At 42.5% G+C, this 20,180-nt stretch carries 18 protein-coding genes; 13 read left to right on the forward strand and 5 right to left on the reverse strand.

Annotation, left to right across the window (positions count from 1 at the left end; genetic code table 11):
- Window positions 1-28: 28 nt before the first annotated feature.
- From CBM24_RS09190 to CBM24_RS09220, 7 genes are read left to right on the forward strand one after another with little or no spacing between them, the layout of a single operon-like run.
- Window positions 29-1,351, forward strand: a complete 1,323-nt coding sequence (locus tag CBM24_RS09190; RefSeq protein WP_075991900.1) for an aspartate aminotransferase family protein — start codon at window positions 29-31, stop codon at window positions 1,349-1,351.
- Window positions 1,352-1,360: 9 nt separating this feature from the next.
- Window positions 1,361-2,539, forward strand: coding sequence for a galactonate dehydratase (gene dgoD / locus CBM24_RS09195; protein WP_088160977.1), 1,179 nt, complete (start codon window positions 1,361-1,363; stop codon window positions 2,537-2,539).
- A gap of 16 nt (window positions 2,540-2,555) precedes the next feature.
- Window positions 2,556-3,323 (forward strand): SDR family NAD(P)-dependent oxidoreductase, encoded by a 768-nt coding sequence (locus CBM24_RS09200; RefSeq protein ID WP_232475741.1) that lies wholly within the window; start codon window positions 2,556-2,558, stop codon window positions 3,321-3,323.
- Between the two features lie 3 nt (window positions 3,324-3,326).
- On the forward strand, window positions 3,327-4,718 hold the full coding sequence (locus CBM24_RS09205) for a hypothetical protein (RefSeq protein WP_088160979.1): 1,392 nt from the start codon (window positions 3,327-3,329) through the stop codon (window positions 4,716-4,718).
- Window positions 4,699-6,264, forward strand: a complete 1,566-nt coding sequence (locus CBM24_RS09210; protein WP_088160980.1) for an SLC5 family protein — start codon at window positions 4,699-4,701, stop codon at window positions 6,262-6,264. The genes CBM24_RS09205 and CBM24_RS09210 overlap by 20 nt, the downstream gene beginning before the upstream one ends.
- A 40-nt stretch (window positions 6,265-6,304) precedes the next feature.
- Window positions 6,305-7,516, forward strand: coding sequence for a M20 family metallopeptidase (locus CBM24_RS09215; protein WP_088160981.1), 1,212 nt, complete (start codon window positions 6,305-6,307; stop codon window positions 7,514-7,516).
- A complete protein-coding gene (locus tag CBM24_RS09220; RefSeq protein WP_232475742.1) occupies window positions 7,509-8,480 on the forward strand; it encodes a Gfo/Idh/MocA family oxidoreductase in 972 nt (323 codons plus the stop codon). The genes CBM24_RS09215 and CBM24_RS09220 overlap by 8 nt, the downstream gene beginning before the upstream one ends.
- A 12-nt stretch (window positions 8,481-8,492) precedes the next feature.
- Here the strand turns inward: CBM24_RS09220 and CBM24_RS09225 are convergent, their stop codons facing one another.
- From CBM24_RS09225 to CBM24_RS09235, 3 genes are read right to left on the reverse strand one after another with little or no spacing between them, the layout of a single operon-like run.
- Window positions 8,493-9,170, reverse strand: coding sequence for a YiiX family permuted papain-like enzyme (locus CBM24_RS09225; protein WP_088160983.1), 678 nt, complete (start codon window positions 9,168-9,170; stop codon window positions 8,493-8,495).
- A gap of 15 nt (window positions 9,171-9,185) precedes the next feature.
- Window positions 9,186-10,142 (reverse strand): hypothetical protein, encoded by a 957-nt coding sequence (locus CBM24_RS09230; protein ID WP_088160984.1) that lies wholly within the window; start codon window positions 10,140-10,142, stop codon window positions 9,186-9,188.
- A gap of 2 nt (window positions 10,143-10,144) precedes the next feature.
- On the reverse strand, window positions 10,145-10,636 hold the full coding sequence (locus CBM24_RS09235) for a hypothetical protein (RefSeq protein WP_088160985.1): 492 nt from the start codon (window positions 10,634-10,636) through the stop codon (window positions 10,145-10,147).
- A 693-nt stretch (window positions 10,637-11,329) separates the two neighbouring features.
- On the opposite strand from CBM24_RS09235, the gene CBM24_RS09240 reads away from it, so the two are divergent.
- The 5 genes from CBM24_RS09240 (at window position 11,330) to CBM24_RS09260 (ending at window position 16,221) form a co-directional block, all read left to right on the forward strand.
- A complete protein-coding gene (locus CBM24_RS09240; RefSeq protein ID WP_088160986.1) occupies window positions 11,330-12,142 on the forward strand; it encodes a phosphoribosyltransferase in 813 nt (270 codons plus the stop codon).
- 10 nt (window positions 12,143-12,152) lie between these two features.
- Complete coding sequence (locus CBM24_RS09245) at window positions 12,153-13,643, forward strand: nicotinate phosphoribosyltransferase (protein ID WP_198386073.1); 1,491 nt, start codon at window positions 12,153-12,155, stop codon at window positions 13,641-13,643.
- Window positions 13,633-14,415 carry an NAD(+) synthase gene (nadE, locus tag CBM24_RS09250; RefSeq protein ID WP_075991911.1) on the forward strand — a complete coding sequence of 261 codons (783 nt, stop codon included), beginning with the start codon at window positions 13,633-13,635 and terminating at the stop codon, window positions 14,413-14,415. Before CBM24_RS09245 ends, nadE begins: the two co-directional genes overlap by 11 nt.
- 186 nt (window positions 14,416-14,601) lie before the next feature.
- Complete coding sequence (locus CBM24_RS09255) at window positions 14,602-15,513, forward strand: hypothetical protein (RefSeq protein ID WP_075991912.1); 912 nt, start codon at window positions 14,602-14,604, stop codon at window positions 15,511-15,513.
- Between the two features lie 3 nt (window positions 15,514-15,516).
- Window positions 15,517-16,221, forward strand: coding sequence for an NUDIX hydrolase (locus CBM24_RS09260; protein ID WP_075991913.1), 705 nt, complete (start codon window positions 15,517-15,519; stop codon window positions 16,219-16,221).
- A 121-nt stretch (window positions 16,222-16,342) separates the two neighbouring features.
- Here the strand turns inward: CBM24_RS09260 and CBM24_RS09265 are convergent, their stop codons facing one another.
- Together CBM24_RS09265 and CBM24_RS09270 are read right to left on the reverse strand one after the other, a co-directional pair.
- Entirely contained in the window at window positions 16,343-16,903 is a 561-nt protein-coding gene (locus CBM24_RS09265) for a hypothetical protein (protein WP_088160988.1), read from the reverse strand.
- A gap of 49 nt (window positions 16,904-16,952) precedes the next feature.
- Window positions 16,953-17,510, reverse strand: a complete 558-nt coding sequence (locus tag CBM24_RS09270) for a hypothetical protein (RefSeq protein WP_088160989.1) — start codon at window positions 17,508-17,510, stop codon at window positions 16,953-16,955.
- Between the two features lie 114 nt (window positions 17,511-17,624).
- On the opposite strand from CBM24_RS09270, the gene CBM24_RS09275 reads away from it, so the two are divergent.
- Window positions 17,625-20,162, forward strand: coding sequence for an SEL1-like repeat protein (locus tag CBM24_RS09275; protein ID WP_083663560.1), 2,538 nt, complete (start codon window positions 17,625-17,627; stop codon window positions 20,160-20,162).
- The last annotated feature ends 18 nt before the right edge of the window (window positions 20,163-20,180 follow it).

A 20,180-nucleotide genomic window follows, 5' to 3' on the forward strand; every position in this document is an offset into this window, starting at 1 on the left:
ATAACAAATAGCAAAACTTTTAATAGGCATGCAAGAAAATGAAAAATCAGCCGCGATACTGCGGGAGAATGCAAGATGGATACCCGGTGGAGTGGTATCGTTAAATCGGAAGTCAGATCCGAATATCTGCTTCGTCAAAGGGAATGGTAGTTTGGTCGAAGATATTGACGGGAACAGCTACATAGATTATCAGGCTGGATTTGCAGCATCCTTTCTGGGGCATAATGATCCTGATGTGAACGCCGCAGTGTTACAGACATTGCAGGAGCAGCAGGTATTGATGGGGGCTGGGCCAACGTTACTGGAAGGTGAGTTTGCGGAGCTTTTTTGTCAGTCTGTTCCTTCGGTGGAGAGCGTTCAGATTACAACGACAGGGTCGGAAGCGACTTACCATGCGATCCGTATTGCCCGTGCGGTAACAGGGCGTGATCATGTGATTGTTATGCAGGGGGGGTACAATGGCTGGCATAACGATGTGGCCTGCAATGTGATCAGTCAGCGTGCAGATGTTGGCTCATATCAAAGCCCGGGGGAATATCCATTCGATTCATTAAGTGCTGGTGTTCCCAAAAATCACAGCGATTTAGTACACATTGTCAACTACAACGATTTGGAAAGTGTGCTGTATGTGGTTCAAAAATACGATGTTGCCTGTATTTTGTTGGAGCCTATTCTTCAGAATATCGGTATTGTAAAGCCAAAGGAAGGTTACCTGGAAGGCTTACGCAAGATGGCGGACGAGCATGGATTTCTGTTGATCTTTGATGAAGTGAAAACTGGATTTAGGCATGCGCTGGGGGGCTATCAGTCGATCTGTGGTATTCAGCCGGATCTTTCAACTTTCGGAAAGGCGGTTGCAAACGGCTACCCATTGGGTGTTATTGCAGGCAAGAAAAAATATATGGATTACTTTGTGGATCCTGATAAGTCGAAGCGGGTGATGATTGCCGGTACTTTTAATGCCTTTCCATTAACGACTGCGGCGGCGATAGCAACATTGAAAAAATTAGGCAGCTCTGAGCATCGAGTTTATGAGCACGTAGAAGCACTTGGTGCGCGTTTGGAGCAGGGATATAACGAAATATTTCCTAAATTAGGCGTACCATTTTATGTCGCACGTCAAGGATCTGCCTTCTGTACATATTTTATGGACCATGCGCCAGTCAATTTTCATGATATTTTGGATAACCACAACTTTGAACTGGATACCCAATATCGTAAAAAGCTTATTAAAGAAGGGATTTTCAATTTCCCGGCACCAATTAAACAAGGAAGTATCTCCTTTGCGCATACGGAGGATGATATAGACAGAACGTTGGAGGCAACTGAACGCGTAATAAAAAGTTTGTAAACCCTAACTATGAAAATAACCGCTATTGAAACCTTTGTGTGCCATGCGCGCATGCGAAATTGGATTTTTGTCAAAATTATTACCGATCAGCCCGGACTTTGGGGCTGGGGCGAAGCCACCTTGGAATGGCATACGCAAAGTGTGGTCGGAGCAATCAAAGATATTTCTCAATTGTTGATCGGTGAAGATCCGCGTCGTATTGAATACCTGTGGCAGATGATGTATAGACAACACTTCTGGCATGGAAACGGGATCGTTCGTGGTACGGCCATCAGTGGTATCGACATCGCCTTATGGGATATTCTAGGTAAAATTCACAATGTCCCTTGTCACGAGTTGTGGGGAGGCCGTGTGCGTGATTATATCCGTTTGTATTGTCATTTAGGTGGAGGTCGCATGGAGGATTTTTATGAGACTGCTCCGGATGATGCCAAACGATTTGGTGATCTTGCGCTAAAAGCTGTTGATGAGGGTTTTACCGCTTTTAAATCGATGGCTGTCCCAGAGACAATGTCTTTGGAAGGTCTTCGTCCAATTAAATATGCTGAAGCTTGCGTGAAGGCGATGCGTGACGCTGTCGGCGACGATATTGATATTATGGTGGATTGCCATGCACGGCCAAGCCCACGTATGGGGATGCAATTTGCGAAAGCATTGGAGCCTTATGGCCTGTATTTCTTTGAAGAGCCATGTTGGCCAGAGTCCATGGAAGATATTGCCTTGATTCAACGGGCGGTGACGACACCTATAGCTTCAGGCGAACGTTTGATCGGAGTGCATGCATTTCGGGATATGCTCGAGAAGCGGGCAGTGAGTGTGATTCAACCTGATATTACCCATTGTGGCGGTCTCTCTGAAGCGCGTAAGATCGCAGCTTTGGCTGATGCTTACCGTGTATCTATGGCGCCACATAACCCTCAGGGACCTGTGAGTACGGCCGCCTCCATTGAGCTGGGATTTGCAACACCATCTTATATTATTTGCGAAAGTGTGCATAAGGACGTTGAATGGCGCCAGGACGTGGTTACCGAAGGGTTTACAGTTCAAGAGAAAGGGCGGATTGTTCTGCCAAATAAGCGCGCCGGTTTGGGTATTGAAATCAATGAAGAAGAGGTAAAGAAGCATCCTTTTCAACAGGAAATTTTGCAGCGAACCTTCTATAAAGACGGTAGTGTAGGGGATTGGTAGTCTAAAAAGAGCGATAATGGAGGAATATAAGAATAAAGTCGTATTGATCAGTGGGGGACTTGGTGATATCGGAAGGGCTATGGCCGAAGCATTTTTGACCCAGCAGGCAATTGTATGCATCTCGGATCGGTTTGAGCCGCAGGTGGCGAGAGCGCGGTGGCCCTTGTTGGATGGTGCTGGAGCACGTTTGTTTTATGATCAGGTCGATGTTGCAGACGCCAGGCAGGTTGACGCCTGGGTACAACGCATAAGGCAGGAGTTGGGTGCAATATCCATCTGTATCGCGAATGCCGCATGTGTCACTATTAAAGACTTCAGCACGTTAAGCAACGAGGAATGGAAGAATGAAATGGCCGTTAATCTCGACGGTTCATTCTTCCTGGCGAATGCCTGTGCGAAGTCATTTGTGGAGACTGGGCTTGCGGGTTCGATCGTTTTTATGGGTAGCTGGGCTGCACATGCCGTGCATCAAAATTTACCGGCCTATAGTGTCTCTAAGGCTGGGCTACGTATGCTTTGCCAGGCCATGGCTCTTGAATACGCAACATATGGAATTCGTGTCAACGAAATTGCACCAGGCTATGTCAATGCCGGGTTGAGCAAAGTGGTCTGGTCATCAAACGCCGAACTTCAAATGAAAGCAAAGGCTGTGGTGCCACTTGGCCAGATTATAGAAGCCGAAGAGGTTGCTAAACAGGTGCTATGGATCTGTTCGGACAATTGTAAACATATGACTGGTACCGCAATTGTGATGGATGGTGGACTGTCTTTGATTAGACCTTAACGTATGAAACAGAAAGACCTCTTGAAAGAAACGACGGGTAGTTTGTACGGACGATTTGGACTTAGCCAATGTGATATTACTCCACCGATCGGCATCTATTCCCGTAATTGGGGGGCGGCTGCATTTGACCAGGCAACGGCTGTTCATCAACCTTTGATGATGCATTGTCTATATATGCAATCCTGCGATGGCTTGCCAGCAATCCTGCTAACCGCTGATTTAGGCTGGTGGAAAAATGCAGCTGATGAACAAAATTTACGATTAGCATTGCTCAGTCATTTTAATCTGGCTGAATCGCAGCTGATTTTTGCGCTATCGCATACCCATGCGGGGCCTAGCATCTGTTCGACAGATGCAGCGCAACCTGGAGGTGAACTGATTTTGCCGTACCTTGAATTCCTCAAACAACAGGCGATATCTTGTGTTGAAATGGCACAAAGTGGTTTATTTAAGGGGAGTCTAACCTGGAACTATGGTGTATGTGATTTGGCAAGCAACCGCGATCTGGAAGTGGATTCTCATTATCTGATTGGTTACAATCCATTGAAAGAAGCAGATACAACCTTGTTGGTCGGACGGCTGTATGATGAAACTGAAAGCTTAAAAGCGGTTATTTGTAATTATGCCTGCCACCCAACCAGCTTTGCTCACGAGAATGATCTGCTCTCGCCCGATTTTGTGGGCGAAATGCGAAATACAGTAGAACGCTCCTTATCCGTGCCTTGTCTTTTTTTACAGGGCGCGTCAGGTGATTTAGCTCCACGGAGACAGTATGTAAAGGATCCAGCATTGGTCGAAGCCAACGGAAAGCAGTTGGGTTATGCTGTTCTCGCGACGCTGGCCCAGGAACAGCATAGTCATAAAAACTGGGTTTTTAAGGAATCCTTGATTTCGGGGGCTCCACTGGCCTGTTGGGGATTTCGGGAACAGACTGCTTCAATTGATCTTAAGCAAAGGGTATTATCCATCAAAGTGCCTTACAAAAAGCTGCCTAGTCCCGAAGCAATTTTGAGTGAATACGAACGCTGTACGGATCGTGTTATGAAAGATCGCCTTTGGCGGAAATATAATACCCGTAAATCCATTGGAGATCAACAAGAAGCTATTATTCCGGTGTGGATCTGGAAAATGGGAGATGCCGTGTTGGTGGCGCAGGCCAACGAAGCCTATTCCTGTTATCAAATTGAAGTGAGAGCCCAATTTCCAGATCATACGATCGTTTTTATCAATATCGCGAATGGCTATGTGGGGTATCTCGCACCGAAGGAGCTTTATGATAAGGATATTTATGCCGTGTGGCAGAGCCCCTATGCCAGCGGCGGTCTTGAAATACTTATTGAACAAACTAAATTAGGAATTCAAACATTATTGACCGATGAAACTCGATTGGATTGATGTCGTTATTTTTGCCGTATATATTATTGGTATAGTGGTATTGGGCTTATACGCTTCGAAAAAAAACTCCGCCTCTAAGCGGGATTATTTTCTTGCGGGTGATAAGTTGCCTTGGTGGATGATTGGCGGAAGTATCATCGCCGCAAATATCAGTAGCCATCATCTCGTTGGCGCTATGGGGGCTGCTTATAGTCGCGGTTTTGTCGCGATTACCCTGGAATGGGGAGCGATTCTAATCGGTTTTAATGCATTATTATGGATATTTCTCCCTTTTTATATCCGCAATGGTTTCTATACGATTCCTGAATACCTCGAAAAAAGATATGGCAACGCTACCCGCGTGTTGTACGCTATTTTGATCCTGTTTACCTATGTTTTTGTGGAGATTGGGGCCGTTCTTTATTTGGGCGGTCTGTCGTTGCACGCTTTATTCGGCATTCCTATTTTATACAGTATTTTTGGAATGGCAATTTTGACCGGTTTATATACCGTTTTAGGCGGTCTAAAAGCGGTGATATGGACGGAGATGGTACAGCTTGTCATTTTGGTGCTGGGCGGAATAGTATTAACTTTTGCCACCATTGATGCGGCAGGAGGTTTTCAGTCTGTGGTAGAATCCTCCAAGGATTGGAAAATGTTTTATCCCGCATCTGATCCTGACTTTCCCTGGACCATGTATTTAGGCGGACTGTTGTGTATCAGCGTGTTTTATTGTGCTACGAACCAATTTATTGTGCAGCGCGTATTGGCGGCAAAAAATGAATGGCATGGGCGCATGGGTGTCATCTTTGGTGACTATCTTAAATTTTTGGTTCCCTTGATTATTACTATTCCGGCGTTGGTGGCTCCAAAATTCCTGCCGCATCTCGATCAGCCTGATTTGCTGTTTGCGACACTCGTGGAAACCTTATTGCCCAAAGGTCTGGTTGGTTTGGTGATGGCAGGGTTAATTTCGGCTATCATGTCCCATATTTCAGGAGCGATCAATTCCTGTACAACGATTCTGACCGTCGATATCTATAGCCAGTATATTAATAAAAATGCAAGTGACTACGAAGCAGTCCGTTTTGGTAAGCGCGCCGGAGTCGCTATTATCGTGCTCGGAATCATGAGTGCGGTTGTACTGATCAGTTATTCGGATAAACCAGTTTTCCTTTATTTGATGAATCTATACGGTCTTTTTACACCAGGCATTGCAACGATGTTTTTAATGGGGGTTTTTTGGAAAAGAACCACATCGCAGGGTGCTTTGACAGCAGGTTTACTGACAATTCCCCTTTCTTTACTTTTGGAATATGCCTTACCTGAAATGCCATTTTTTAATAGAACAGGTATTGTATTCTGGACTTGTATGATTGCTTGCGCCGTGGTCAGTTTGTTGACACCTGCGGTCTCAGAAGCAAGGTTAAAAAATCTTGTGTTGACGGGCGATTCTTTTCAGGTGCCGGATCAAGATAAAGCCGCTTACCGTGGATTTCGAAATCCGACCTTATGGTGGATAATTATAACGGTGTTGGTGCTCTATTTTTATGTACGTTATTTTTAGCTTAACTTGTTGAAGTGTTAAACTTTTAAAACTTATCCAGATGATCAAGCCAATACTGAAAGAATTAAATACCAAGATAGAGAACATTTTTCCGAAAATCGTTGCAATACGTCGACATATTCATCAGCATCCTGAATTGTCTTTCCAAGAATACGAGACAAGTGCCTATATTCAGCAACAACTCGGGGATTTGGGGATACCATTTGAGATTGTCGCTCAAACAGGTGTTGTGGCTGTGCTGACCGGTCAAAAATCGGCAAGTGATGATATTGTGGTATTACGGGCAGATATTGATGCTTTACCGATAGACGAGCAAAATGATGTGGGATATAAATCGAAGAATAGTGGTGTCATGCATGCTTGTGGTCATGATTTTCATACGGCTAATCTATTGGGGGCCGCATCTATATTAAATGATTATAAAACGGAGTTTTCCGGTAAAATTGTTTTGCTATTTCAGCCTGCTGAGGAAAAGATTCCTGGCGGAGCGATTCAGGTTTTGGAATCCGGGATTCTGGAATCTTTCGGTGGAACGATTAAAGCTGTGCTGGGTTTACATGTAAGTCCCCGTGTTTCTGTAGGAAAAGTCGGTTTACGTTCCGGGCGATTTATGGCCTCGAGCGACGAGTTCTATTTTACCATTAAGGGACGCGGTGGCCATGCTGCGGAGCCACATCGGGCTGTTGATCCCATTATGATCGGCGCGCAGTTACTCACCACCTTACAGCAAGTTGTCAGTCGGAAAGCCAACCCTGATGTACCATCTGTATTGACCTTTGGTCGTTTTATTGGAGATGGCGCGGCCAATGTTATTCCCGAGGAAGTCAAATTAGCCGGAACATTTCGTACAATGGATGAGGTATGGCGCAAGGAGGCGCTGGAAATGGTTGCTGAAATAGCGGCGACGCTTCCCGTATCGCTTGGTGCAAAGGTAGAAGTTGAAGTCCGGCATGGTTATCCCGCGCTTTATAATGATCCCGCGTTAACGCAAAAAGTCAAAACTATTATCGCGGAGACGATGGGGAATAGTGTGCCACAAGATCTCGAAATCTGGATGGCGGCCGAGGATTTTGCTTATTATTCTTATCGTTATCCCGCCTTGTTTATGTTGATAGGCACAAATAATGACGATTCTGCCACACAATATGGTCTTCATAATCCACAGTTCAATCTGGATGAAAAGGCTTTCGAAACATCAATCGCTGTTTTAGTCAATGCAGCTATTTCCCTTTTGAATGAATCAAATGAATAGAAAAAAATTCTTGATGGCCTCCTTTGCATTTGGATTATCCTATGCCGTTAATGCGAATAATAAGGTGTTCTCGGAGCATGGTAACGTAAAAAAGATAGGGATCATTGGGCTAGACATTACACACGCTGTTGCTTTTACAAGAGCGATTAATACGGCTGCTAGCAATCATCCCTACGGAAAATACAGGGTTGTTGCGGCTTATCCCTACGGAAGCAAAACAATTCCCTTAAGTATTGAGCGTATTCCGAAAATTACAGCGGAAGTGCAACAGCTCGGTGTTTCGATTGTATCAAGTATTGCCGAGCTATTGAAAAAAGTGGACTATGTGTTTTTGGAGACTAATGATGGAAATCTTCATCTGGAGCAGGCACTTCAAGTAATCAAAGCTAAAAAACCTTTATTTATTGATAAACCAATAGCGAATTCCTATAAAGACGCTTTCCAAATTTTTCAATCAGCAAAAAACTACGATTGCCCTGTTTTTTCATCAAGCTCCTTGCGTTATATTACCGGACTTCAGGAGTTGGATAGGACTAAGGTAATAGGCGCAGATGTCTATTGTCCGGCAGTAACGGAACCTTCGCATAAGGATCTGTATTGGTATGGCATCCATGGGGTCGAAATGTTATTTGCATTGATGGGACCGGGATGCCGCTCGGTAAAGACTATTCAGGAACAGGGTACTTCGTTTTATGTTGGGGAGTGGGCGGATGGAAGAGTTGCCTCACTTCGGGGTATTCGCGAGGGAAAGGATGATTTTGGTGGAACGGTTTTTTTGAAAGATCAGATTGTCCATTTGGGACAATTTATGGGATACGGCCCATTGTTGGATAAGATCCTTCCGTTTTTCGAAACGGGTGTAAGTCCGGTTGACGAAAAGGAAACTCTGGCAATATGCGCATTTATAGATGCAGCCGAAGAAAGTAAATTAAATGGCGGAAATGTTGTTCAGCTTCAAAAATAGGGGCAAGCCTGCTTAATAATTACTCTTCACCGTAATCAACAATGGACTATTAAAAATTGAGGCGGGTGATATGACCGTTTCATTCAGCGGAACATTGTTACCATAACGTTCTTTCAGCTTAGTTTTCACTTCGGGGCTGCTTAAATCAAAATCTTTTAGTTTCTCAAGCTTCCCAACTTCGATGTTCGCTCCACGCTGGTATATTTTCCAGATCAATTCCGAGCAATAGATCTTATCGTCTGACCATTCGAATGTCGCGTCGTAATTTTTGCCGATAAAATCTTTGCCGATTGCTTTCATTTTGGCCAGTGTCGAATTGGTCAGTACCTGGTCTGCATTTTTGAGGCGTTTAACCGCGTAATGCTGCTTTTCGCCACGCACAATCCAGTGTTCTAACTTAGTTACAGTTACGGGCTGTACAGCTTCCAGTACATAAGGTTTACCGTTCTCATAAAAAATAATTCCACAATGGGAATACGGAGAACGCGTTGCTAATTGGATCGCCTTGCATTGCGGTGAAATAGAAGACTGAAAGATCATATCGCCATCGTTGAACTGGGGTAGTTTTGAATTAGCCTTCGATTGCTTGGGAACCATTGGCTTTTTTTGCGCATGAACTGGTAATGTCAGCACTGCGATGATCAGAAGATAACTAACAAGAGATATGAGGTAAATAAGTGTCTTTTTCATTGTTTTATGTATGATTTACTGAAATAGTTTAATGATTTTCTTTGACTTGGTCTTTTCGGCGAGTTGAAAAGCAGATAATACGTCGGATTCATATTGATATACTTTCTCCGTGGTGGCACCTTTCTGCAAAAGATAATCTATGGCAATGTTGTTTTTCATTAAGATCGCTTTTCCAAGTAATGTACATTGTGTGAAGCTATAATCCGCTTTAACTTCATCTATACCCAGACGGTTCAGACTATTTAAAGAGGTTTTACGGATAAAATCCATATCGTTTTTTTCTATTGCCGCCTTCAGTACTTCGAAATCATCGACTTGTCTGTTTCTCGTCAGAAATAAGTGATGAAATTGTTTGGCAATAGCATACTGATCCTTTTCTAAAATCCGATGAATGGCATTGCTGCTAAATTCCTCTACTGTGGAAAATCCATGCAGCTGACTAAAAAATAAAAGTATATTTTCAAAAGGGAGCTTGGTTGCCTCCAACTGCATTAGGCCGCCCAAATCGTTCGTGTCGAATAAGTTCTCCATGTGTTTGAGGCTGTCCAAAGCGATGAATTGAAATTCAGGTTGGTAGTCCGCGAGCCAATTGGAGGACTTGGATATGACAAAGTTGTTATCAGTAACCCTATAGTTGATGGCGGTAGCCGGTTCGGCATAGTTGATTATTGTTATTGTGCTGTCTGATAGTTCATAATATTTTGAACGAAGATGCTCTGCCGTTGCGGTCGGGAAAAGCCTGTTGAGATCGATCTGTATGGCATATACGCCCATGGTGTCCACCGGCAAATTATAACAAAGCGTCCCTTGGTCCGTAATGTAAAAGGGTAATCTGTTTCCTGGCTGCTGCTGTGACTGAAAAACGATCTTGTTTTGATCTGCAAACAACGATGTTGCGAGACCGGTCAGTAAGCAAAGCATGCAAAGACCTGTTTTTAACCACAGGCGATTCATCGGATAAAATGATTGCATAACTAATCGTGGTATTGTTCTAAAAACAGATTGATCTGATTGGTTAATCCAAACGATTCGGTTTCCAATAAATTGATCTCAGCTTGTATCTCAAGTGTAGTCGGCGATAAAGTTTGTTTTTGGTAGACCTGAATGTCCAGTTCCAAAACCGCTAATTGTAATGCTAGAAGCTGTTTACCTTCTGTTGTATGGAGTTGTAGTTCATTAAAAGCATGTTTTAATCGTTCTAATTCAGCGATTGATTTTTGGATGTCATTTTCATCGGCCTTGCCGAAGTTTGGATAGGCTTCTCCCAGCGTACGAAAAGCATCGAGGTATTCTTCCTCGGACATTTCATAAATATTCGAATAGAGCATATTGTACGCATCAATGGCGTCATAGGTATCCGCATCCATTAAGTCTTCGCGATAGTCCTCGACCAATTGTTTGATGTCTTGAGATTCAATCTGTAAAATTGACTCAATATCCTGTTTGATAAGATTGGCTAATTCCATGCTTTATGCTTAAGTAATTCAAATTCTTTGCTAGCACATTTGTGGGCTGACAAAGAATTTTGTGACTTTGGTATAGACAAAGATCATGTTTTATCGCAAAATTTCAATCCCTATAATCAGCTAATTTTTATTGGAACTGTCTCTCGGTGGTTTTTTATCACCTGAACAGCTCCTATAGGCTTGTGCAGTCAATATTTCCATCACATTTTTTTGTCTTGTAGGACGTGTTTTCTTTCTATCCGTTAATCGAACGAAGAGCGGGAAACCGTAGTAGCAAACAGGGATCAGAGCGATATCAAATTCGATATTTTAACATTGTTTGTTCAGTGATCGTTCAGTGCTTGTTCAGTGATGACTCAGTGTAGACTGTATAATCAGTGACTAATGACTGTCTAAATACTGATTAAAAATTGTTGTTAGATATGACTTGATATCCATATGTTTCGATTTAATACTTATCTTGATCAGCTATACGCTAATCAGGAAATCAGTTTCATGTTTACTATTTAGAAATGGGGGATGAATTTTTTGCTACGCTGTTTTATCTAAATTATTTTACTGATATACAGTATTATATGTATTGTTGTTTGATTTTATGAGTAAAAAGTACTCAATATATTTTGCAAGCTTAAATTTAATCTTCATATTTGTTGAGTAAAAAGTACTCAATAGTAGAAAGCAAAATTAAAAGCTATGATTGTATTAAATAAGCATCAGATAGTCACAGAGCAATTTCCAAATGGGGAGACAAAAGTGAAAGATTTTGATCAGTTGATCTTAAAGAACAATCTCATTGAATTTACTTATCAGGAGGATGGAGATTTAATCCGCTTGCTTTTTGTCAAAAAGCGATTGGATGAAATACCTACCGAATCTTGCAGATTACTGATCCGTTATATGCCCTATAGCCGTATGGATCGCAAAATTGAAGGTGATTTGTTTACATTGAAATATGTGTCGGAGTTTATCAATAGTTTGCAATTTGATGCGGTATCTGTTGTCGAACCGCATTCCAATGTGACATTGGAGCTACTAGCGAACAGTGTAGGGATTTATCCGGCATTGGACTGGTTGCCACAATTAATGGAAAAACTTGAGTTTTCGGAATCAGATCGGATTGTTTTTCCGGATAAAGGAGCTGCCGCACGTTACATCAACAGCGGCTATGAAAATAGCTGTATTTTTGAGAAAAAGCGGAATCCACAAACAGGCCGGATCGAAGGGATGGAACTTAAGGCCGGAGATATTCCGCTCGGCGCAAAATGTATTATTGTCGATGACCTGTGTTCGGCAGGGGGAACATTTCTTTGGGCAGGGAAAATATTGAAAGAAATGGGAGCCAGTGCAGTCTATCTTTTGGTCACGCATTGCGAACCCCGAATTTTTAAAGGGAACCTGCTGAATGATGATTCACCGATAACCAATGTCTTTACCACCAATTCTATGATGGATACCAAGCACCCCAAAATAAATTATATCAACTTAACGACTGAAAGCTATGTTTAAATCAATGAGCATGAATCCAATACTTTGGACAGATGGTTATAAATTGTGCCATAAGGATCAATACCCTGCACATACGCAATGGGTTTATGAGACTTGGACGCCGCGCATGTCCCGCATAGAAGGCATTAGTCATGTTGTATTTTTTGGATTGCAGGGGGCCTTGGCCGAAATCACGAATTCATTTGATGCAAACTTTTTTGCTCAACCGGAAGAGGAGGTCGTGGCGGCTTACGAAGAGGCAATAGCAGCTGTTTTTGAAAATACAAACACGAAGTTCGCATCGATGCATGAATCGAAACATATTCGCGATCTACATCGACTGGGGTACCTTCCAATCAAAGTAAATGCTTTGCCGGAAGGCAGCCTGGTGCCTATTGGCGTGCCAATGTTTACCATTGAAAATACACATCCCAATTTTTTCTGGCTTCCGGGTTATCTGGAAACACAATTATCGGCCTATATCTGGTCACCGATGACAGCAGCGACAATTGCAGATCGCTATAAAAGATTATTGACGGGTTTTGCCGAGAAAACGGGCGACGTCAATAAAGTCTTTACCCAAGCCGGTGATTTTTCCATGCGTGGCATGGGCTCTCCTGAAACGGCTTATCGTACAGCTGGGGGGCATCTGTTGAGCTTCGGTGTCTCAGCTACGCTTTCCGTTAGGGAGTATCTGAAATCCTACTATCATGCAAAAAGTGATGTAATGATGTATACCCCGTCTACGGAGCACAGTGTGATGTGTTCTTATGGTGAGGATGAAGTGGAAGCATTTCGGCATCTGATCACCAAGGTATACCCAAGTGGAAATATTTCCATTGTGTCGGATACATATGACCTCTGGAATGTAGTTGACAACGTATTGCCGAAACTGAAAGATCTTATTATGGCTAGGGAAGGAAAAGTTGTTATTCGCCCCGATAGTGGCGATCCTGTAAAAATTATCTGTGGTGATGTGGCATCTGATCGCAGTACCGTTCGGAAAGGTATCGTCGAACGTTTATTTGAACTTTTTGGCGGTACAACCAACAGCAAGGGATTTAAGGAGCTGGATCCACATATCGGAGTGGTTTATGGTGATTCCATTACAGTGGATAGAGCCGATAAAATATGTCAAGGTTTGCTCGATAAGGGCTTTGCTTCCACCAATACCATATTGGGAATAGGCTCTTATACCTATCAATATGTTACACGCGATACTTTTGGTTTTGCGTTAAAAGGAACTGCCGAAATTGTCAATGGAGAATTTAAAGCAATTCAGAAACGTCCGGCTACAGATACCGGAAACTTTAAGAAGTCACAAAAGGGTATGGTGGCTGTGGTATTCGAAAATGATGAATTTCGTTTAATAGATAACCTGAATCCAAAAACTATAGCTGAACTGGAAAGTAGAAACCTACTCCAAACCTGTTATTTGGATGGTGAATTTACACACACAACGCGTTTTGAAGAAATAAGGAATAGATTGAAAACTGAAACAATTCGAGTATATGGAAAATAGCGTAAACAAACCGTTTTTCATCCAGGATGAAAACGTTGCACAGTATGCACAATTGATGGCATCCTGGATTGCTCAGCAAGTGAAATCTGCAGGCCGTCAGGGACTTGTATTGGGAATGAGCGGTGGTATCGACTGCAGTGTTGTGGCCTGCTTATGCCGTCTGGCACAAGTAGATGTTCACTTGGTCATGATGCCCTATGGCAGCGATATGAATAATAGTAAAAGTCATCAGCATGCGATGGAGCTTATTCAGAAGTTTGATTTTCCGTTTCATGTGTTTGACATTCAGTCTGCTGTGGATGCGTTGGCAATTCATCAAGAACAATTTGTCGCGGAAGCCACAGCCGCTAACCGCGCCTTGAGCCTTGCAAATATTCGCCCACGTGTTCGCATGACATATTTGTATCAGTTTGCGCAACTGGGCAGCAGATTTGTTATTGGTACGGGGAATATGGCCGAAGCTACGGTAGGTTATTTTACGAAATGGGGCGACGGCGCCTACGATCTGAATCCGTTGGCAATGGTTACCAAACAGGAAGTATATACCTTGGCAAAATACCTGGGCGTACCCGAATCTATTCAGTATAAAAGTCCGTCTGCCGGCCTTTGGGAAGGACAGACAGATGAAGATGAACTGGGAATGACTTATGCGCAAATCGATGGGTTTATTTTGAAAGGTACATCGGGCAACCCGGTTATAGATGAACTTATTCGTAAACGTATACAACAATCTGCGCACAAGTTTGCAGCAGTGCCTACGTTCAAGGGTTAATTTTAACTAGTTAAGGCAATCGGCTAGTTATGGCAATCGACGCAAGCACTTCATAGCAGCTAACAAGAGACAAAAACTATGCTTTAATGAAGATGATTTTTAATTGGAGGAAAAGTTTAATGGCCTCATCGTTTTGCGTAATAAATGCGGCGTTGAAATAAATATTGATGAAAGAAAATGAATAGCATGATAACACCATTTGATCAGATTGTCGATGTGCAGCATATTGCCAGCGGCAAAAGTGATAATATACCGGCAATGCTGGCATTGGCAGAAAAGGAGCAGGTCAGGCCTGCAGCTTCGGACCTGAAACGGACGCTGCTTTTGGCAATAGATGTTCAGAACGATTTTATGGAATCTATTGGGAGTCTTGCGGTCAATGGTTCCAAAGCAGATGTTCAGCGTCTAACACAATGGATGTACCGTAATTTGGGCTCGCTGACACAAGTGATGTGCAGTCTTGATTGTCATTCGATGATGCAGATTTTCCATGCCGATTGGTGGCTCGATACGGAAGGAAATCATCCGGAGCCATTTACCATCATTCGCTATGCTGATGTCCGCGATGGTATCTGGCGTGCTGTGAATGGCCATACAGCCTTAGCGCTGGATTATCTTCAGCATTTGGAAGCTGAGGGAAAAAAACAATTGTGTATCTGGCCATATCACTGTTTGGAGGGGACCTCTGGCGCACAGCTTGAGAGTCAATTTACGAATATGCTCTATTTTCATAGTGCTGTGCGTCAGGTAAAACCAGTCTTGGTTTACAAAGGACAGGATCCGAATACGGAAATGTATGGTATTATTAAAGCCGAATATGATGGTCATAAATTCGTAAACCATGCTGTACTTGAAGCAATACGGGCACACGATGCCATTTATATCGCGGGAGAGGCATCAAGCCATTGCGTATTGGCTTCGGCGGTGCAGATTTTGGAGTATTTTGAACATGATCGGTCCATCACCTCCCGTATTACCTTATTGATAGACTGCATGTCGCCGATTGCCGGATTTGAAGAGCAAACCTTCCTGCAGTTTGATGCTTTAAAAGAAAAATATGGGATACAGATCAAATTGTCAACCGAAGTAAATTTGTAGTACATGGCAAGCTCAGCAAAAAAATATGTATATGAATATCCGAGGCCTGCAGTAACGGTTGACTGTGTGATCTTCGGTTTTGATAAAAACCAGCTTAAGGTATTATTGACCAAACGTGCAATAGAACCTTTCTTGGGAAAATGGGCTTTTCCAGGTGGTTTTATTCAGGAAGAAGAAACCGCCGACGACTGTGCGCTTCGTAAACTGCAGGAGGAGGCCGGTCTCAAGGATATTTTCCTTGAACAGCTTTATACATTTTCAGACTTAGCGCGTGATCCGCGCGGAAGAGTGATCAGCATTGCTTATTATGCGCTTGTCAAGCCTGAAACGTATATTTTGGAAGCGGGTGCGGATATTGAAGCTGTAAAATGGTTTGGCATTGCTGAAAATAAAGACCTCGCTTTTGACCATAAACAGATCTTGAATACCGCCATCGAAAGGCTCAAAGGGAAAATACGTTATCAGCCGATCGGTTTTGAGCTGCTGCCCGAACAGTTTACCTTGCCCGATTTGCACAATTTGTATGAAACTGTTTTGCAACGGTCAATTGACCGTGGGAATTTTCGAAAAAAAATCCTCAGCATGGGTTTATTGATCGACCACAGCGATAAGCAGAAAGATCGGCGTGCCAGGGCTGCGAAGATTTATAGTTTTGATAGGGTAAAATATAAAGAACTTACTGAATCGGGGTTTTATTTTGAAGTATAAGTAGAACAGGGGGAGCAGGCAGAAATGAAATAATTCGTATAAGGTCATTTATTAATAATCGGGATTGTTTTATTCTCCTGATCTGTTGCTATTCGTGAATACCAACGAAATCAAGCCGGTGCTAACCCTGAAAATCACCACAATCATGTACTTCAAATTGATCGATCAAAGATTTCTGGGTGTAGTATTTTGCGATACGTTTATTCTTTAGCAACAGCGAATCCCCCTTGATTTGTAATTCGAAAATAGGCTCTTTCTCTACTCGCTTGAAGATAAATTCATTGTGCTGGGTCTTTATGATTAGGCCTGTGTCGTTGCTGATAGCGGTAAATTCTTTAATCTGATAGATTTCATTGGAATCACAGACATTGACCAAAAGCAGCTGTTTTTTATTTATTTTGATTTCTGCAAGATCACAGGCATAACATATTCCTGAAAATTCGATACCATATTTCTTGAAACTATTTTTGCTCTCCGGCTGAAGAATATCAATCGGATAGAGCTGATTAAAAAGAGCCAGGTCATCATTGGGTGTGGATTTCATCGCCTCCTTTTTCTGTAAAGTGTCTATACTGGCTGGGGTACTAACTGCAATGGCTGTTTTTTGAGCCTCATTCTTTTGTTGGCAGCTAAAAAGCAATGCTATACAGGGTAGAAAAATAGTTTTTATAGTGAACTTCATGGTTGTTTTAGGTTAGTTGTACTTTTTTGAAATTGGTTATACATGTTTTTTATTCGATCTCGACCCATTTTTTTTCGAAATAGATCGTGCATACCGGTATATCGGTCGAATCGATGAATTTAGCTTGCACAAAATCACCCTTTGTGTCCACATATTTTAGTTTTGAGCCTTTACTGTCTAAGCCAGAGGTATCGTAATATGCGCCCAGTTTGAGTTGAAATGGATTGTGTTCCACATCGTTGGTAAAGATGGAAAATAAAAGTAGTTTTTTTGAGCCTATATCTGCCTGCTCATAGCCAAAGAAGCGATGGTCTAAACGTATATTCGAATGTAGGCGTATGATGCTGTCTTGAGAAGCTAGGTTTACATAAGCTGTGGTGACTTCATCAGATTCCAGTACACTTTGCGCATTGGCATGGTCAATGCTATCCAGTTTGGCGTGTTTTGGCAATGCGGTGTCTTTTAAGACGGTATCTTTGACTGGTCTTTCCGTCGTTTTTGCGGGTGCTAGGTGTGCTTCCTGTGGCTTTGATTTTTCCTGACAGGCAATTTGCAATGAAAGAAGTATCAATGCGCCGATATAATAACTGTATTTGACATGATTCATTGTTCTTTCCGTTACAAAATCCAAACCAAAGTTGCCTAAAATAGGCTGAGAAAAAAATCCCTGTTTTCCGCTAAATAAAAAAAATGATAAATACGGTATTTTTACAGCATTCGCATGATTCTTGTCATATGGAATGGATTACTGCGATATAACGACAAACAGAAAAATTCGCGCATGGCACATCGTATTTATATCTATAATGTAAATCTCAAGACCAAAGAAACATATCCTTCTTATCTGGCCGAATGGAATTATGAAATTCCTTTCCTGATGCTACCTTTATTTTCCGCCAATATCCGGTCCAAAGGCAGCCAGCTTTATGCAAACAAGGAAGATGGGATCGCACGACTGCGCTATTTTTATGCGTTGTTGGCTGATAGGTATCAATTGCATTATAAAAAAATATATTTTGAGCCTGTCAATAGGATGTTTGAATTTTTGGAGGCTTTGCCTTTCGATACTTTTCAAATCGATGGACGCGATGTTTTTACCATGAATGAAGAAAATGGCGCGGAGCAGGCCAAAGATTGGGTGGCGGAAATAAGAATGAAGGCCGCTTTGTATGAACAAGCGGTCGAAGAACAGTCCTTAGATCCGCTGGACCCGCTTGTGAAAGAGTCTGGTTATACTTCATTTTTAGATGCTCTTCAAACCGATTGGATTGATTATGGCTTGGGCTTATGGGCAGAAGAGGTGTTGAAAGGACCAGGAACGGAAGTTTTTGAAGTAGAGGGAAAGCAAGGATTAAAAAATGCTAAAGGTGATATTTTGCTTGACGCGATTTATGATGAGATATTTGAATTCAACGATCAGGGGATTGCGGTAGTTCAATCAAATGGACAATATGGTTATATCAATGCTAGCGGCGCTGAGCTGCTGTCCTGTCAATATAGCGACGCTTTCGATGCGCGGCATATCAATGGTAACAATTACGCTGAAGTAGAAGTGGCAGGAAAACGTGGGGTACTGCATATAGATGCCAAACAGCTGAGCATACCTGCAATCTATGATGAACTTGACTGGATTGCCTATGGATTTATAAACGCAAGACAAGGGGATAGCCACATTCTCCTTTCGGCTGAAGGACGATTGATTATTTCAGATCCTGCACCCGAGCCGTTTATGTATGACTATAACAAGCTGTTCTATAACCGGCAAAAAGGAACGATAAAAAGGAAATATTACCGAATGGACGGTCAGTATTTAGGGACTTTTCTGGAAGGTAGTCTGGAGCCGCTAGCCAATCGATATTTTTGGATTAAACCCAATAAGCTACAGCCCAAAATTGCCGTCATTCAACCCGATGGTAATATTTTGGATGAAGGAATTGATCGGATTATAGTCTTGGATGGCTATCAAAGTATTGCCTATCTCAAAAATAAAAGATGGCAGATTTACTCGCTTGAACAGGGGGTATTTCGACTGATGGATAGCCTGATAGATAAAGTAGCTGTAGATAGCATACAGCAATACCGCAAAGATATTTTTGTCGTAAGCTGTGTTCAAGGACAGGGGATTTATGATGCTCATCGGGGGGAATGGTTACTTGAACCTGCTATTACCCATCAGAAAATCGAACATTGCTTTTTGGATTTTATGCGCATACACTGTCCTGTGGGAATGCGCTATTTCGATACGAAGCTTAACTTTTGCAGTGAGCTTTACGATTATATTTGTTCGCCTTTTCATTATCCAGCACCTGAGGCAATCTCAGGCGAACTCCTGTTGCTTTTTAAGGGAGAGAAGATCTTTCATCTCGACCTAAACCGGAATGTGATAGAGATACCCGAAACAGCATTCGGGCATTTATATACAGAACGTTATCAGCTACAGGGGCGTGATCAAAGCTATTTTGTGCAGTTTTATCAAGCCTGGACGAAACGCAAGGGTGATGGATATGAACAGTATTTCGATAATGACACACTGCTTGAAAGGGGGAAGAAGCTCGATGCTGAAGGGAAGGTCTCCGAAGCCATTCGGCTGCTCAAAATCGCGGCCGATCGGGGCAGTGCAGACTGCCAATATTTCCTTGGAAATATATATACAGATGCAGGCTACGATGGAATGGATATCGCAAAGGGAAAGTTCTTCTATGAACAGGCAATGGCGCAGAACCATGCTCAGGCATGGAATAACTGGGCCTTTCTATATGCGACAGCGCATGGTGTTGAATTGGATATTTCGAAGGCCTTAAAAGGGTATCAGCAAGCTGTTGCGCTTGGAGAGGCGCAAGCCATGACCAACTTAGGGAATTGGTATTACGAAGGAGCCTATGTGGAACAGGACTATGCCTTAGCCTTAGATTACTTTAAACAAGCTGAAAAAGCGGGTATCCCCAACGATGCGCAAATGGCAGAAATCTATTATCAAAAACAAGATTACGCGAACTTATTGCGTTATTTAAAAAGGGATACCACAAATCAATTTGCCGCTATTTATTATGGGATTTTGTATGAGGAAGGACTGGGCGTTAAACAAAGTTTGCCAAAAGCGATCCGTTACTATGAGCAAGCCAATGAAGAAAACGTGTATGCCTATGCTGTCAATCGTTTGCTGCAGCTGTATGCTGCGCATGGAGCTGCAGCAAACGTGGATAAATACGAGTTTTGGTTAAATTTTGCTAAAGAAAATGCTGTTGAAATTGATCAATAGTAAGTGAATTATTATCGC

The organism is Sphingobacterium sp. G1-14 (assembly GCF_002196555.1).
Taxonomy (GTDB): Bacteria; Bacteroidota; Bacteroidia; order Sphingobacteriales; family Sphingobacteriaceae; genus Sphingobacterium; species Sphingobacterium siyangense.

Excerpts from the sequence above, each read along its gene's own strand:
- CBM24_RS09190 (WP_075991900.1), top strand. The coding sequence starts at position 29 with ATGCAAGAAAATGAAAAATCAGCCGCGATACTGCGGGAGAATGCAAGA.
- dgoD (WP_088160977.1), top strand. The coding sequence starts at position 1,361 with ATGAAAATAACCGCTATTGAAACCTTTGTGTGCCATGCGCGCATGCGA.
- CBM24_RS09200 (WP_232475741.1), top strand. The coding sequence starts at position 2,556 with ATGGAGGAATATAAGAATAAAGTCGTATTGATCAGTGGGGGACTTGGT.
- CBM24_RS09205 (WP_088160979.1), top strand. The coding sequence starts at position 3,327 with ATGAAACAGAAAGACCTCTTGAAAGAAACGACGGGTAGTTTGTACGGA.
- CBM24_RS09210 (WP_088160980.1), top strand. The coding sequence starts at position 4,699 with ATGAAACTCGATTGGATTGATGTCGTTATTTTTGCCGTATATATTATT.
- CBM24_RS09215 (WP_088160981.1), top strand. The coding sequence starts at position 6,305 with ATGATCAAGCCAATACTGAAAGAATTAAATACCAAGATAGAGAACATT.
- CBM24_RS09220 (WP_232475742.1), top strand. The coding sequence starts at position 7,509 with ATGAATAGAAAAAAATTCTTGATGGCCTCCTTTGCATTTGGATTATCC.
- CBM24_RS09225 (WP_088160983.1), bottom strand. The coding sequence starts at position 9,170 with ATGAAAAAGACACTTATTTACCTCATATCTCTTGTTAGTTATCTTCTG.
- CBM24_RS09230 (WP_088160984.1), bottom strand. The coding sequence starts at position 10,142 with ATGCAATCATTTTATCCGATGAATCGCCTGTGGTTAAAAACAGGTCTT.
- CBM24_RS09235 (WP_088160985.1), bottom strand. The coding sequence starts at position 10,636 with ATGGAATTAGCCAATCTTATCAAACAGGATATTGAGTCAATTTTACAG.
- CBM24_RS09240 (WP_088160986.1), top strand. The coding sequence starts at position 11,330 with ATGATTGTATTAAATAAGCATCAGATAGTCACAGAGCAATTTCCAAAT.
- CBM24_RS09245 (WP_198386073.1), top strand. The coding sequence starts at position 12,153 with ATGAATCCAATACTTTGGACAGATGGTTATAAATTGTGCCATAAGGAT.
- nadE (WP_075991911.1), top strand. The coding sequence starts at position 13,633 with ATGGAAAATAGCGTAAACAAACCGTTTTTCATCCAGGATGAAAACGTT.
- CBM24_RS09255 (WP_075991912.1), top strand. The coding sequence starts at position 14,602 with ATGATAACACCATTTGATCAGATTGTCGATGTGCAGCATATTGCCAGC.
- CBM24_RS09260 (WP_075991913.1), top strand. The coding sequence starts at position 15,517 with ATGGCAAGCTCAGCAAAAAAATATGTATATGAATATCCGAGGCCTGCA.
- CBM24_RS09265 (WP_088160988.1), bottom strand. The coding sequence starts at position 16,903 with ATGAAGTTCACTATAAAAACTATTTTTCTACCCTGTATAGCATTGCTT.
- CBM24_RS09270 (WP_088160989.1), bottom strand. The coding sequence starts at position 17,510 with ATGAATCATGTCAAATACAGTTATTATATCGGCGCATTGATACTTCTT.
- CBM24_RS09275 (WP_083663560.1), top strand. The coding sequence starts at position 17,625 with ATGATTCTTGTCATATGGAATGGATTACTGCGATATAACGACAAACAG.